This window comes from Lapidilactobacillus wuchangensis (assembly GCF_003946645.1).
Classification (GTDB): Bacteria; Bacillota; Bacilli; order Lactobacillales; family Lactobacillaceae; genus Lapidilactobacillus; species Lapidilactobacillus wuchangensis.
The window spans coordinates 55,861-71,265 of the sequence record NZ_RHOU01000002.1 but is presented as its reverse complement, the minus strand read 5'-3'; the positions used below and the strand labels follow the sequence as shown (position 1 = coordinate 71,265).

Annotated in this window: 13 protein-coding genes; 6 read left to right on the top strand and 7 right to left on the bottom strand. The window is 42.8% G+C overall.

Features of this window, described 5'->3' with window-relative positions:
* Positions 1-444 precede the first annotated feature (444 nt).
* The 6 genes from EKM82_RS02330 to EKM82_RS02305 form a co-directional block, all read right to left on the bottom strand.
* Positions 445-1,467 (bottom strand): zinc-dependent alcohol dehydrogenase family protein, encoded by a 1,023-nt coding sequence (locus tag EKM82_RS02330; RefSeq protein WP_125766719.1) that lies wholly within the window; start codon positions 1,465-1,467, stop codon positions 445-447.
* A 69-nt stretch (positions 1,468-1,536) separates the two neighbouring features.
* Positions 1,537-2,388 (bottom strand): SDR family oxidoreductase, encoded by an 852-nt coding sequence (locus EKM82_RS02325; RefSeq protein WP_125766718.1) that lies wholly within the window; start codon positions 2,386-2,388, stop codon positions 1,537-1,539.
* Between the two features lie 295 nt (positions 2,389-2,683).
* On the bottom strand, positions 2,684-3,469 hold the full coding sequence (locus EKM82_RS02320) for a glucose-1-dehydrogenase (RefSeq protein WP_125766717.1): 786 nt from the start codon (positions 3,467-3,469) through the stop codon (positions 2,684-2,686).
* Between the two features lie 15 nt (positions 3,470-3,484).
* On the bottom strand, positions 3,485-4,342 hold the full coding sequence (locus tag EKM82_RS02315; RefSeq protein ID WP_125766716.1) for a GRP family sugar transporter: 858 nt from the start codon (positions 4,340-4,342) through the stop codon (positions 3,485-3,487).
* A gap of 784 nt (positions 4,343-5,126) precedes the next feature.
* Positions 5,127-6,110 (bottom strand): aldo/keto reductase, encoded by a 984-nt coding sequence (locus tag EKM82_RS02310; RefSeq protein WP_125766715.1) that lies wholly within the window; start codon positions 6,108-6,110, stop codon positions 5,127-5,129.
* 660 nt (positions 6,111-6,770) lie between these two features.
* The gene (locus tag EKM82_RS02305) at positions 6,771-8,171 is read right to left on the bottom strand and encodes an MDR family MFS transporter (RefSeq protein WP_125766714.1); all 1,401 of its coding nucleotides are present in this window, start codon (positions 8,169-8,171) and stop codon (positions 6,771-6,773) included.
* Between the two features lie 274 nt (positions 8,172-8,445).
* Here EKM82_RS02305 and EKM82_RS02300 point away from each other — a divergent pair, with 274 nt between their 5' ends.
* Positions 8,446-9,261 (top strand): DUF2971 domain-containing protein, encoded by an 816-nt coding sequence (locus EKM82_RS02300; RefSeq protein WP_125766713.1) that lies wholly within the window; start codon positions 8,446-8,448, stop codon positions 9,259-9,261.
* Between the two features lie 91 nt (positions 9,262-9,352).
* Here EKM82_RS02300 and EKM82_RS02295 read toward each other — a convergent pair whose 3' ends face one another.
* Entirely contained in the window at positions 9,353-10,315 is a 963-nt protein-coding gene (locus EKM82_RS02295) for an alcohol dehydrogenase catalytic domain-containing protein (RefSeq protein WP_125766712.1), read from the bottom strand.
* Positions 10,316-10,538: 223 nt separating this feature from the next.
* Between EKM82_RS02295 and EKM82_RS02290 the strand changes: the two genes are divergently transcribed.
* The 5 genes from EKM82_RS02290 (at position 10,539) to EKM82_RS02275 (ending at position 15,322) form a co-directional block, all read left to right on the top strand.
* Positions 10,539-11,024 (top strand): GNAT family N-acetyltransferase, encoded by a 486-nt coding sequence (locus EKM82_RS02290; RefSeq protein ID WP_164508058.1) that lies wholly within the window; start codon positions 10,539-10,541, stop codon positions 11,022-11,024.
* 597 nt (positions 11,025-11,621) lie between these two features.
* Positions 11,622-11,993 carry a hypothetical protein gene (locus EKM82_RS02285; RefSeq protein WP_125766710.1) on the top strand — a complete coding sequence of 124 codons (372 nt, stop codon included), beginning with the start codon at positions 11,622-11,624 and terminating at the stop codon, positions 11,991-11,993.
* Between the two features lie 48 nt (positions 11,994-12,041).
* On the top strand, positions 12,042-13,514 hold the full coding sequence (locus EKM82_RS02280) for a flotillin family protein (RefSeq protein WP_125766709.1): 1,473 nt from the start codon (positions 12,042-12,044) through the stop codon (positions 13,512-13,514).
* Between the two features lie 618 nt (positions 13,515-14,132).
* Positions 14,133-14,258 (top strand): hypothetical protein, encoded by a 126-nt coding sequence (locus EKM82_RS11880; protein WP_263853114.1) that lies wholly within the window; start codon positions 14,133-14,135, stop codon positions 14,256-14,258.
* A gap of 254 nt (positions 14,259-14,512) precedes the next feature.
* Positions 14,513-15,322, top strand: a complete 810-nt coding sequence (locus EKM82_RS02275) for a hypothetical protein (RefSeq protein WP_125766708.1) — start codon at positions 14,513-14,515, stop codon at positions 15,320-15,322.
* Positions 15,323-15,405 lie beyond the last annotated feature (83 nt).

The following is a 15,405-nucleotide window of genomic DNA, read 5'->3' as shown; positions in this document are numbered from 1 at the left end:
CTAACCGCTGAAGCGGCAAGAATAATTTCACCATTGACGCCAATCACTGGGTCCCTGCCTAGGTTAAACTTGCAGAATTAAGCACCACTATTTGGCTGAACCAGATTGTGGTAGTACAAAATCGGTGTGACAATCTCTATTGAAAAATAGGAATCGTCACACCGATTTTTTGCTGTTCAACTACTATTACTGATTAAATTGAGTCACTGAATCCTGCTATCACAGCCTTAAGCACTAATAAAGATGAAGTGAACCAACTCAACTCCAGACGGAATGGAGGGATCTTGGCGTCAACCGCCAAATTATCGTTAGTGCTTTAGTACTTACGATAAGACCTGTATTGAAGACTTTTGAAAAAAGGCTTCAATCAGCGTCAGCCGCGTTCCACGCCAAGCAGCCCGCAATGCAGTCAGACTCAATTCTGCTTTAAAACTTTCTTTAAGCCTAGCCTTCACTAACTTTAAGCAATGATTTAATTGCTGTCCGTTGATCCATTGCTTGATAGGCATCTTCGATTTGGTCCAAAGTAAAGCTCTTCGTGAAGACTTTACCTGGATTGATCTTGCCACTGAGCACGGCATCCAACAATACTTTTTTATCATCAGAAGTGACGGAAGCAATCCCACCGCGTAAACCAATATTCTTCCAGAATAAATTATTGGTATTCATTTCTGGTTTTTGCGGTACGCCAGGACGACCAACTTTAACGGCAGTGTCAACTGACTGTTCAGTCCCAACACATTCCAGAACCGCATCCGCACCATTACCATTCGTCAATGCCATGACTTTGGCAACAGCCTCATCCCCACGTTCCGGAATAATATCAGTGGCGCCAAATTCACGAGCCAACTTCTGGCGGTCTTCATGACGACTCATGGCAATAATTCGCTTAGCACCTAACAACTTAGCTGAAATCACCCCGCACAAACCAACGGCACCATCACCAAAAACAACGACGGTATCGCCCGGTTTAACTTCAGCACTCGTTGCAGCATGGTAACCAGTTGCCATCACATCAGCTAAGGTGACTAATGATTTTAACATGTCTTCTGAATAATCAGCTGGTTGACCGGGAATCTTAACCAAGGCCCAATTAGCGTTAGTAAAACGTAAATATTCACCCTGATAACCGCCATTGCCACCAGTCTCTTGGTTCATGCAATCGCCATCGAAGCCAGCCAAACAAGCGGCACAATGACCACAACCGTGAGTAAATGGGGCAATCACGAAATCGCCAACCTTAACATCAGTCACGGCTTCGCCAACAGCATCAACAATCCCGATAGCTTCATGACCAACTAACGAATTAGCGGCTCGTTTAGAAATACCACGATACCACCAGAGATCTGAGCCACACACACTGGCACGCACGATTCGAATAATTGCATCAGTTGGTTTTTCAATCACTGGTTTATCAACCTCAGCTGTGACAACTTTTCCTGGTTCAATAAACATTGCTGCTTTCATTTTAAAAACTCCTTTATTAATTGATTGTTAATTAAAAATTCATACCACTATTTGCTTATATCTTATCACTTATTTAGCCGCACCACTGTCACGAACCTCGGCCACATCACCATACCAATATTGAGCAGTGATCCCGCCATCCATTAGAAAATCACTACCAGTAATGAAAGCACTGCGGCGATCCATTAAGAACTCAGCCAAACCAGCAATTTCGTCTGGTGTTGCTGGCCGTTTCGTGACCATTGATTCGAACATTTTATGATAACCGGCACCGCGGGGGCCATTCAGTTCGTCAAGCGCTAAAGGTGACATGACAATGCCAGGACTGATGGCATTAATGCGGGCACCACGCGCTTGCCACTTAACCGACTCACCAGCAACTCTCAGGACATTTTCTCGCTTGGCATATTGATAGGCAGCCAACGAATCTTGAACTCGATCAGCCTGCAACACTGGCAAAGCCAACAAATCTTCAGTTGGTGTCATTGCCAAAGCCTGATTTTCAGCAGTGGTCAAAGCTGGCAAACGATGACCAGATTGCGAGGAAATAACAATACCAGCACCACCAGCGGCCATTACTTGACCAAATTCTTCTAGAATAACTGAGGTACCATATAAGTCAACTTGCAAGACTCGTTCTCGAGATTCCTGTGATGGCGAAACACCCGCCGCCACAACTAAACCCATAATTTTGCCTAACTTCTTGGCTTGGACAACAACAGCCTGAATTGATGACCGTTGCGAAATATCGGTTTTAATCGTGGTGACGGTAAAACCGGCCTCAGTTAATCGCGCGGCACTTTTTTCTAGACTAGCATCACTATAGTCAGCCAATAATACCTGACGACCAGCACCGACTCGGCGAATAATGGCTTCACCAATGGCACCAGCACCGAATAATACGACAACTTCATTTTGCATTTTATTTACCTCCATTATTCAATCAAGCAATCAAATAATCACAATAATTTTCATAGTAGTTCAAATAACTTACTTGATTATCATAATGGCTAGCAATGATTAAACCAATTTCGATTTCAAATCTAATTGATAAGTAAAACTTATGAGTTGATTATCTGAACAATTGGCTTCATTATGAACAATCAAAAATATCATTTTTGAGTATTTAAAAAGACATTGCTAGTTCCCAGCAATGTCTTCTCTATTAAGTTTATTTCAAAACTCGCTTGACCTTGGCAATTTGCAATCGTTATGACTAACCCTGGCCATCCTTAAACGCTGGATACAAGGTCATCCCGCCATCAATAAATAGCGTGATGCCAGTGACATAACTAGATTCTTGGGAGGCTAACCAAGCGGCACCGGCGGCAACTTCCTCAGGTGTGCCGATCCGATTCATTGGCACCATGCTCACCGTTCGGTCATACTGCGCTTTGTCAGCAAATTTCTTCGCATTGATCGGCGTATTAATCGCCCCAGGTCCAATGCCATTAACACGAATATTGTCTTTCGCATATTCCATGGCAATGGTTTTGGTGAACATTTTAACGCCACCTTTAGCTGCTGCATAGCCCGCAAAAGTTGGCCAAGGAATTTCCTCGTGAACTGACGACATGTTAATAATGTTCCCAGGTTTATGCTGTTTTTCAAAATAAGCCAAGGCAACTTGGGAACCGTAGAAAACGCCGTCTAAATCGATCGTGATCATTTTATGCCAGTCGGCTTGCGACAGCTCGTGGGTTGGTGACTTGATTTCCATGCCGGCATTGTTGACCCAAACGTCCAAATCGTTAAAGTTGGTCAACGCCGTTGCTAATAAAAGTTCGGCGCCAGCTTCAGTGGCAATATCTGCTTGCACGGTCACGGCCTGGCCACCATTTGCCACCACGGCCGCCGCGGTTTTTTCGGCACCGGCGGGATCGCTGTGGTAATTAATGACAACTTTCATTTTTTCTTGACCGAAACGAGCAGCGACAGCTTGGCCAATCCCCTTCGAACTGCCCGTCACTACGGCAACTTTACCTGTTAAATCTGCATACATTTTCGTATTCACTCCTTACGCTAACGTCGTGACCAAAGCCCCAGCAATGATCAGTCCTAATCCAGCAATTGTCAAAAGCAACTCGCGACCATGTTTTCGTTCATGGAGGAAAATAATTCCGCCAATAGTCGAAATCATCACTGATAATTGCGACACAATAAAGGCCGTATTGACACCATAATTATGCACCGAAACAATATAGCTGACCGCCGCCACCGAAAAAATCAAGCCTCCAAAAACGTTCAGCCAACTGCTTCGTTCCTTAAATACGGTCAACTGTTTGGTGCTTAACAAATAAATCAAGACGGCAACCAACATCCCAATTGATTCTGGTAAAAAGATTGCCAGCCCTGATGAACCCAAGGCTCGCGGAATCGTGTTATAAATTAAATATCCAAACGTGGTGAAAATCAGCATGATCAGGGTGCCGTAATGTTTGTGAGTCACTGTTTGACCAGTTGGCGTTTTGATTGAGGTTAAAATCACCCCTAAAATCAGCAACAGCACACCTAGAACACCAATGACCCGATTTAAAGTCGTTGGCCATTCGCCAAACATCACCACCCCAATTAAAGACGTGCCGATTAATTGTAAGCCAGTCGAAATCGGCATCGTTTTCGACACGCCGATTCTTTGGTAACCAGTGTACTGTCCCAGCTGGCCAATAATCCAAAAGGCTCCCGCTAAGGCCGCCAGAAGTGCTGTGGTCCAGTTGATTGTTGGCCTTAACGCAATCACCACCACAACACTAGCAATCACCGTCCCCACCGCGGTTCCAAAAATCTGGTTCACTGGTCGACCGCCCGCCAATGAAATCACTAATGGCAGCACGCCCCAAGCAAGTGCTGGTAATAGTAAATAAATAACATTCATGACAACTCCCCTTACGTCACAATCTTGAAGTCTGATCAATTGTTTATAAATCACTTTCAGTATGATTGACTGAGCGACTTAAAAGCAATTTCGTGGTCTTGAAAATGAGGGTTTCGCAGCAAGAAGTTGTCTAGTTGGGGTTGGGTTGATGTTAATTATGAGCAAAAGTTCAAGGACTAAACCGGTAAAAGTGTACAAACAGAATTGAGTCTGACTACATTCCGGGCTTGCTGGTTGTGGAACGCTGCCGGCGTTGATTTGAACCACTCAAAGACTAAAAATTCAAAACCGTCAAAACCTGATGATAGTGTTGAGACAATTCGACTGGGATTGATCAACTCGATTTAAATTGCTGTCACAACTAAATAACAGTATTCAAAAAGCCCGTTTGACATTTCTCTGGTTTCATCCAGAAAGGTTGTCAAACAGGCATATTAGTTTATTGCAATCTGTTTTTCTAAATAGTAGTAATCAATTCAGTTAGTTTCATCAGGTGGTTGCTGAGCGATTGGCGTCTAGCCTTACTAGTTTTGACTTGCTATCGTCAAAATCTAGAGTGAACTAAATTAGTTTTAAACGTAGTGGAGGCCGCCGGGTTGTCAGTCGCCAAATTCTTCTTGCCGCTTTTAGCGGTTAGAAGAAGACTCGTATTTAAGATTTTGCATTGCAAAAGCTTAAATCGATGTCGGCAACGTTCCACAACCCGCCGGCCGCAACGGAGTTGTCCACTATTTTGCCCAAAACTAGTTCAGATCTTAATAGACGGCCGCAACGTTGGGCAATCCTACCACTTATATTGCACAGGATTCTTAATATACTTATCGTAAACATCGCGCACAATTGCCATTTGTTCAGCAGTAAAAGCTGGTAAATCAGCAGCTGCCACGTTGCGCGTGATTTGTTCTGGCTTCGACGCCCCAGGAATTACGGTGCTAACGGCATCGGCCATGAGAATATACCGTAGTGCCATTTGGGCCAATTGATCACCAGCGCCTAAACGCGCCTTTAATTCATCAGCAGCCTTGACACCGATTGCAAAATCAACACCAGAGAAAGTTTCGCCTTGGTCAAATTGTTCGCCGTGACGATTAGTCGTTCGTTGATCATTTTTACCAAAAGTTGTTTGTTGTGTGTACTTGCCGCTTAACAAACCACTGGCTAATGGCACCCGAGCAATAATCCCCACATCTTTGGCTTGGGCCATTTTGAAGAAACTGTCGGCGGGACGAAGCCGGAACATATTATAAATAATTTCGACCGAAGAGATGTCGTAATCCAAAGCTTTCATCGCTTCTTCAACTTTTTCCACGCTGACGCCGTAATTCTTGATCTTACCGTCTTTTTTCAGTTGGTCAAGAGTGAAGAAAGCCTCTGGTTCGTAATAAACGGCCGTTGGTGGGCAATGAAGCAACACATTATCCAACGCATCCACTTGCAAGTTTGTTAAACAATCCTCGACAAATTTAGTAATGTTTTTGGCATTATAACCGCTGGCCACATGTGGATCTAAACGACGACCAACTTTCGTTGAAACGAAAACTTTGTCGCCTTTATCTTTGATAAACTTCGCCAAAGCACGCTGGCTGGCACCATCCTGATAAACATCAGCGGTGTCGAAAAAGTTAACCCCAGCATCATAAGCAGCTGCCAAAGTGTTTTGCGCATCTTGTTCATTGAAAGGGTCGCCCCATTTTGAACCAAGCTGCCAAGTACCTAGCGAAACTTCACTGACGTTAAAATTAGTCTTACCAAAACGTCGATATTTCATCGTAATCCCCACTTTCTTTTACAATTTGATAGTAGCACGCAGAAGTTGATTAAGCTAGCAATGCGGGGGAAGTAGTAAAGTTCAAAAAAAATGGCCTAGTAAACAGAACTGGTTCTGACTACATTGCAGGCTGCTTGTCGTGGAACGCGGCCGACGTTGATTTGAGCTTATTGCTTTGCAACAATCTCAAATACAAGCCTTGTTCTAAGTGGCCCAGCCACTAAGAACAATTTGGCGGCTGACGCCAAGATCCCTCCATTCCGTCTGGAGTTAAGATAGAGCACTTCATCATTGTTAGTGGTTAAGACAATTATTGCGAGACAAATCAACTGAATCGTATAGTGAATAAACCCGCTTGACAGTCTCTGGTTTCATCCAGAAAAACTGTCAAACAGGCTTAGTTAGTTTCCACAATCTGCTTTTCTACGCAGTGGCGCTGAATTCTGTTAGTCTATTCGGGCAGGGGCCGAGCGATTGACGTCAGCTGTGAAATTATTCTTAGCAATTTACTGCTTAGAATAAGCCACGTATTTGAGATTGTTGCGCTAGCAATAAGCTCAAATCGATGGCCACAGCGTTCCACGCCCTCTAAATCGCACGGCCCCTGCCGCTACCAAACTAGGGAGCGGCTTAAACCAAAACTGCGTATTTAATCTAAACTCAGAGTTCAACAGTCGTTTTATTTTTAAGCAACAGTGACCATAATAAACAGAGACCAGTAATCACTAAGGTTAAAACAAAGGTCCAGCGATAACCTTGGGCGCTAGCTAGTTTACTCGACAAACCTTGCTGTAAACCAGCATTCCGCCCTAAAGTAATCGTCGCCACCATCAAAGCGGTGCCTAATGAACTGGCCAATTGGCGAATCGTCACAATTAAAGTGCTGCCGTGAACCACATAGGCTGCGGGCAACGCGTTTAAGCCGTACACAATAATTGGCATGTAAACTAAGGTCAAGCCAGAAATTCGTAGGGCATAAGTTAAGCAAATTGCCCAAGGCGAAGTCCCCGCCCCGAAGTAAATAAATGGCAACGTCGTCAAAACGGCTAAGCCAAAACCAAGATAGGCTAATTTTTTAATGCCGATTTGATCGTAAATTCGCCCGGAAACTAAAGATAAAATTGCCATTAACAAGGCGCCTGGCAACAAGGTCAATCCCGAAATAAAAGCGGTCAGGCCACGAACATTTTGATTAAATAAAGGAATGATCAACTCTGGTCCCATTAAGGCAATCGCGGACAGCAACGCCAAAACGGCTACCTTTCGAAAAGAAGGCGAGCGAAAAACCCGTAGTTCCAATAATGGTTGGGTTAAATGCAGTTGCCGATAAATAAACACGGCAATAATGATGGTGCCAATGATAATACAAAGTAATGACTGACCATCCAATCGTCCGGTCACGCCAATATTTGAAAAACCATACAGCAAGGCGCCAAAACCAACAGTGGATAAAATTAGTGATGGCACATCAAGCCGATCATGGCGCGTCGGCGTAATATTTTTAATGAGAAAAATTCCCAACAGCAACGCCACCGCTGCTAATGGAATCAGGAAGATAAATAACATTCGCCAAGAATAATGATCGACTAAATAGCCTGATAAAGTTGGTCCCACAGCTGGTCCTAAGTTGATCACCACGCCAGTCACACCAAGCATCAGACCGCGTTTACTAATCGGTGAAATAATCGTGATCACATTCTGCACCAGCGGCATACTGATACCCACTGCCAAAGCCTGAATCAAGCGACCAATCAATAATACCGTAAACGTATTAGCACTGGCGGAAATAATTAGCCCCGCTAAAAAAGTGGTCATGATTGTGATGAATAGCGGTCGCAGTTTGACTCGATTAGTGAAATAGGCCGCTGTCGGCATCATGATGCCTGCCACTAACATATAACCGGTGCTGAGCCATTGTGCGGTCATTTGGGTGACGTTTAGCTCTCGCATGATCGTGGGCAAGGCGGTATTCATCAATGTTTCTGCCAAAGTGGTAATGAAACTACCCATTAATAAAACGGCCATCATAATAATTTGCTGCCGTCGTCGTGTTGTTGCCATCTGAATGCCTCCAAAATTAAACCAAATAAAAAAGCCGGACAAGATTTCCGGCATTGTCCCGGCATCTTATCCAGCTTGTAATTAATTAAGTTACAGAACCCTCCGATGAATGTGTTGAGCAGTGAAACCTGATCAACTTTCTATGAAAGGTACTTAGGTGATACGTTGTTTTTAGTATAGCACAGCCGACCACAAATAATATCAACGAACATATATTCTTATAATATGCTATGATACTAAACGCAGTAATTAACAAAAAAACGGGGTAAATTTTTTGGAATATTTATATCATTACACTAATGTTGAAACTTTCAAATTAATTGTAGAAAGCTCAAAATTTCGTTTTAACTCACTGGCAAACGTTGACGATGAGGAAGAAATGGAAACAAATAATTTTGGTAATTTAGGTCGTTTTTGTTACGTAAGTTGCTGGACAGATAAACACGAAGAATCAATTCCATTATGGAAAGAGTATACAACTCCAACTGAGGGTATCCGACTAAAACTTCCCAAAAACATTTTCAAAACATTATTAGATTGCGGTATATCAAATGAACAGTTTCTCCAACTAGGTGCTTCCCAAATGGATCTCAATAATTTTCATGGTTGGCCCTACACAAATGGATTAGCAGAAATTGAAAGAGAAAATAAAGTTATCTTTATGCCAAGAATAGTAAATCTATTTCCTGTAACTTACACCAAAGATCCTGAGCTCTTACATTATACGGTTTTCCACGAAGACGATAACAACTCACAATTAGAAACCAACTTAATAGGTAAGTTCAAGCGTCTTGATTGGAAATATCAATCTGAGTGGCGCTACAAACTTTTCACTTTTCCATTTAGCTTATTTAGCATTATACAAAACCCACAAATCATGCAGGATCAAGCCAAAATCTTACAAACTTTGAAATCCGGCGAAATAGAATCTAATTTTTTTGATATTCCGTTCGATATTAAGTCATTAGATAATATCGAAATTACTACAAGTCCGGTCATTAGCATCGAAGCGTCTCAAAAATTGAAAGAGATATTGCGTAATATTCCAAACTATCAACTAATTCCATCTGAACAAAGGTGGCGAAAATAAATTTGAACGATTGACTACATTACTTATTTACTGGATTCTCCTACTTCAAGATCATATAATCCTAAAAATTTTCCAATTTTAGAAAGAAAATTTACTCAACCCGCACAATCACCTTGCCCAAACTATGGCCACTTTCTAGATATTCATGCGCTTCACGGGTATGAGCCAAATCGAAAATTTTAGTTGGCGCCACATCCACCTGATATTTTTCAATAAAATCAAACAGCTGTTGAATCGCCTGACCACTAACCTCAGCCGAACTAAACCCGGTCAAATAACGATCATTAGGAATATCCATAATGGGATCGAACTGATCAATAGTCCATTGCCCGCCTAACTCACCAGTGGAACTAGAAATACCAAATTCATTGAGTCGCAACAATGAATCACGAATGGCCAGACCGCCAATCAAATCAATGATTTTATCAAAAGTACCAGTATCCGCCGGTAAATTAATCGGATCTGGCGTCACAATCACCTGATCAAAACCTAGCGACTGCAACAAAGCCACTTTTTTAGCCGAACGAGTTGTTCCGACCAATTGATTGTGACGATTCATGGCCTTGATCAATTTCAAAGCGGCCAAGCCAACACCACTCGTGGCCGCACGAATTAAAATACGGTCATTATTTCTAATTTGCAAACTACGGACGATTCCGAACGCGGTGTAATAAGTTTCAGGCACCGCCGCCAAATCATCCCAATTCAAATTAGTGGTCACTGGGTAAACCTGTTGGTTAGGCAGCAGCACATATTCAGCGTAACCGCCATCGAAAGCCCGGCCCATTTCACCCATGAGTGAGACTACTTTTTGGCCGACTTGAAATTGTTCTGGCGCTGAAGTTTCCGCAACCGTTCCCACAGCTTCAATCCCTAAAATTCGTGGAAATTTCACTGACGGCGACTCACCCTCTCGCGTAAAAATTTCTGAATGATTGATGCCAAAACCATGAACTTTCACCAAAGTCCAACCAGGTTCCACCTTGGGCGTGGGCACCTCTGTATATTCAAGAACTTCTGGGCCGCCTGGTTGCCGTACAATAACTGCTTTCATTTTTGCCACCTCATTTAATCACTGTAAACATTTTATTTTTAGTATAGCGCAAATTCAATTCACTTATAAAGACTAGTGTCGCAACGTTTTATCCAAAATATTTAACTAGTCTATACCAATTAATCTGATAACTAGTATAATCAATTAAAACTAATCACTAGCGAGTCTGGCGGAGCGCTGACCTTTTGGTACTTTGCCTAGTCTCTGTGAAAGGAGCATGACGATGAGAATTTCTTCGCTCACCCAAATTAATGCCGAAAAAGTTGCGGCTTGGCATTATCCGGACCAATATGCTTTCTACAATACTGATGCTGATCAAGAAGATTACCAGGAAGTGAAATCTGCGCAACAACGTGGTAATCGGTTTTATCAGGTATTGAATTCAGCCGATGATTTGCTAGGCTACTTTGCCATTGAAACGACCTCAACTCCAGGTGTCCTCGAAGTTGGCTTAGGTATGGCACCAGCTTTCACTGGTCAAGGACAAGGCCTAAGTTTCGTTAATGCTTTAGTGGCTTTTATCGTGGCGCAATATCAACCCAGCAAATTAATCATGGACGTGGCGAAGTTCAACCAGCGCGCCCAAACTGTTTATCAGCGTGCCGGCTTCATCGCTACCCGAACTTATGATCAATTTGACGAGCAAGGTCAAGTTTATCCCTTCATCACGATGGAAAAAGTCATCCAGGGCGTGACAAAAGGCAGTTAACTGGGAAACATTAACGTGAGTCTAAAACAGAATTGTGTCTGACTGCATTGCGGGCTGCTTGGCGCGGAACGCGGCGGCGTTGACCATTTAAGAAAAGAGTAATGCTTTCAGCAAAGTAAGGGCCAGTAAAATAAGCGGCCACATTTCAATAAAAAACCACAGTATCACGCCAATCACCAACAACGAGATGATCATCGAAAATATCATTGAAAATAAACTGTCATCTTTCATCAGCTTAACCTTTCTCAGAGCTATATCAATAATTATTGCCAAAATAAGCTCTTGCTCGCTATTATTCAGTTAAATTTTCCACGCGATTACGTTCATAATTAACTAAATTTTACGGTAATTGGCCAAACAATGCGAATGATTGGCCCGAACACTATGTATTTGTATGAACTAATTATGCTATAATGTGCCTATCCAATTCTGCGCAATCGCTTTCAAAAAGCAGAATTGATTATCAAGCTATTTTGGGATTTTACAATTAAGTCAGGTGAATTTATGACTGGAAACTTACTAACCCTTCTAAGCAGTATTCAAATAACCACTTCAATCAGTAACCTATTTAATTCGCCCAACACGTGGCAAAAATGGGTGTTTATTGGTCTGCTATTTGTTGCGGCAATTTTAGTGTTATGGCTGTTATTATCGCTAGTCTTCATCCCCATCTTTAATCTCTTAAACCATTTGCTGGCCCACGCCGATAATTCGACAGTGATGCCCCAAAATGATTTATTAATGGGCACCCTCACATTAGGTGTCTCCGATTTAGTCACCGGTGAAGTGATGATCAGCGGCGGTGGCCGGGCACGGCAAACGTATGCGGCGCGCCTCTACCAACCCGATCAAGATGCAGAATTATCCGCCCTCCCTAAAGGCGCACGGGTCGTGGTCGTCAGCGTGATCAAGGGCATCGCTTACGTTATTCCTTTTCAAGAACCAACCACTGAATTGCATCACGCGTAACGCCAACTTCAGTGGATATTAAAAATCAACAAAGGTGGTCCCAGTTCTATGGATAATTTAGTCGGTATTGGCATTTTAGCGTTTATTATTATTTTCATTTTTGTTTTTCTCGCAACTCATCGTAAAACAGCGTTGCCCAATGAGGTGCTAATTATTTCTGGCGCTTTTATAGGTGGCAAGCACGCTTACACTGATAGCAACGGCAATAAAGTCAAGCTGATCACTAACGGCGGTTCCTTTGTGATTCCGATTTTGCAGCGGGCGGCGTTATTGAATCTCAATTCGCGGACAATTGATTTAGTGACTCCCGAAGTTTATACGCAAAAAGGGGTGCCGATTAAAATCACCGGGACCGTTATTTTAAAGATTGGTTCTACCCAAGAAGAAATTGCCACAGCTGCTGAACAATTTCTTGGCAAAGACGACAAAGAAATTAATGCCGAAGCTACCGAAGTTGTTGAAGGCCATGCGCGAGCAATCTTAGGCACCCAAACTGTTGAAGATTTATATCAGAACCGTGATTCTTTCGCTGAGTCAGTTCAGAATGTTGCCGTTCCCGATTTAGCCAAAATGGGCCTCCAAGTCATTAGTTTCACCATTAAAGATATTAGTGACGAAAATGATTATTTGAAAGCATTAGGCCAAGCGCAAATTGCTGAAGTTAAGCGCGATGCCCAAATTGCGGCGGCTAAAGCTAACAGTGACATGCGGATCAAGACGGCCGAATCTGAGCAACAAGCCCAGCAACAAGAAATCGAACGTCAAACGCAAATCAAAGATGCTGAACGGGCCCAAGCTATTGCCATGGCTAAATATGACCAAGATCAGAAAACAGCCGAAGCTCAAGCCCAACAAGAAATCATCAACGCCCAAATGGCCAACAAGCAATTACAAATGGAAAAAGACATTGCTTTGGCCGAACAAGACGCCGAATTAGCCGACCGTAAATTAAAGGCGACGACTTATAAAGAAGCCGATGCCAAATTATACGCCGCACGCCAACAAGCCGAAGCCGACAAAGCCACGAAAGTTCGCGCTGCTGAAGCCGAAGCTGAACAAGTCAAAGTTCGTAGTGAAGCTCAAGCCCGCGCCACTGAAATCACCGGTGATGCCAATGCCAAACAAATCGAGGCAGAAGGTTTAGCTCATGCCAAGGCCACTGAAAAGCAAGCTGAAGCCTTAGCTAAAATGAACGAAACTGGTAAATTGCAAATGATTGTTGAGAAATTGCCAGAAATCATCGCCGCCCAAGCTAGTGCCTACAACAAGGTCGATCACATTACGATGTTAACTGACGGCGACCCAACCAGCGCCACCGTTAATAACTTAGCGAAGACTTTCAACATGTTGAAAGAAACGACGTCGATTGATGTCCCAGCGCTATTGAACGGTGCCATGACTCAACGTGCTGGTAATCAAGATCTCGTCAGCGCCATTGATCAAGAAAGCCCTGTACAACCAACTAAGCCATCTAAAAAAGCGGCAACTGCTGAAGAAACTACAGCTAAAGCAGACAAATAATTTGTTGATCTGTGATTGTGATTTATAAAGCAATATAATCTATCACCGTCTTATGTGAGTATCAATGCTAAGCTGCACTTGTAATTTCATCAAACATTCAGCATCGAATCCCCAGACTGTCTTCAATAGTCTGGGGATTTTTTTGCGAGCAATTATGTAATTAAGCGAGGTCAGTTCAATTCTGATTTGACTGATATCAGGGCCATTTAATGGAATAAGGATAGTGCTAAGTCTTCCCCAATTGTGAAAGGTGGTTGCTGGGCGATTGTAGTGGCGTGGAACGCTGTGGCCATCGACTTGAGCTTATTGCTAACGCAACAATCTCAAATTCGAGGCTTATTCTAAGCGATAAATCGCTAAGAATAATTTCACAGCTGACGCCAATCGCCCAGCAACCACCTGTATAAATTAACAGAACTGATCACCACTATTTAGAAAAACAAATTGATGTAAACTAATAGGCCTGTTTGACAAACATTCTGGATAAAACCAGAAACTGTCAAACAGACTTTTTTAATACTATCCAGATGTAACAACAATTTAAATCGAGTTGATCAATCCCGGTCGAATTGCCTCAAGCATTAACAAATCTGATGAACCACCTCAACTCCAGACGGAATGGAGGGATCTTGTCGTCAGCCAATCGGGTTTTATTTGCGTAGGAGCTTGCGAGAAGCAGCCAAATTGTTCTTGGCGGTTTACCGCCTAGTACAAGACCTGTATCTGAGACAATTTGGTCTTTAATTGGTTCAAATCGATGCCGGCCGCGTTCCACAACCAACAAGCCCGCAATGGAGTCGAACGCCAGTCTGTTTCCCTGCAATCCCAGGAATTAACGGTTTTGAACTGTAATCTTAAATCAGGGCAAATATTCCGCCTTCTCGCTACTTTGTGATATATTAGAGATATTAAATATTTTATAATCTTAAAATAAGCAATAAATTATTTATACTGTTGAAATTTATCGTGATACTACGATTTAATTTGGAGGAGACGTTATGAAAACTGGGGGCAAAATTACTTTACTTGCTATTTTGACCTTGCTAGTCGCTACAGGGGTAACAGCTGGTGTCGTCAGCCACAATCACCAAGTTAAGGCGCAACAAGTTTTGCTGGTTCGGCAACAACAGGCTAAGAAAGTCGCTCAACAAAGTGAACAACAACTTAAAAAGCAGGCCGAAAAATTAGTTCAAGCAGCCTACCAGAGCCGAAATGCGGCTGATATTGCCACTGCGCAAACGGCGATTAAACGATTAACCAAGACCGACCGCATTAATTTAACTACACAACTGACGACGCTTGATAATTTATTGGCTCAAGCTAAAGCAGCTGATACTGCCGTTACTCAGGCTGAACAGAGCCGCACAGAGGCAGACATCAAAGCAGCGCAAAAATTAGTTGATTTACAATTAGATCCTTTTTTCAAAAAAGATCGGGTGGCTAATCAGAAACGATTGGACAATCTCGGTTCTAGTGCAGCGGCCAACACTACTCAGGATAACAGTATGTCTAGTGACCAAGCAACAGCTGATCAAACTGCGATTGCCAACAATGACACCACTGCCAGCTATGATAATAGTGCAACTGATCAGGGTACAGCAACTAATTCTGACCAGACCAGCAATCAAACTTGGTGGTGGCCAGCGACTGATAATAGCGGCTATCAAGATACAACTGGAAATACGCAAACCAATACTGAAACTGGTGCCGACACCAGTCAAGGAACCACGACGGAGACGAACACAACAACCACTGATTCGACAAGCAGTGACACCTCCGCCAATGCTGACACAACAACGGTTCAATAATCAGCAATATAAAAACCACGTTGACTTATAAAATAGTCAGCGTGGTCTTTATTTTTATCATGATTAAGTGATTGATCTTTCAT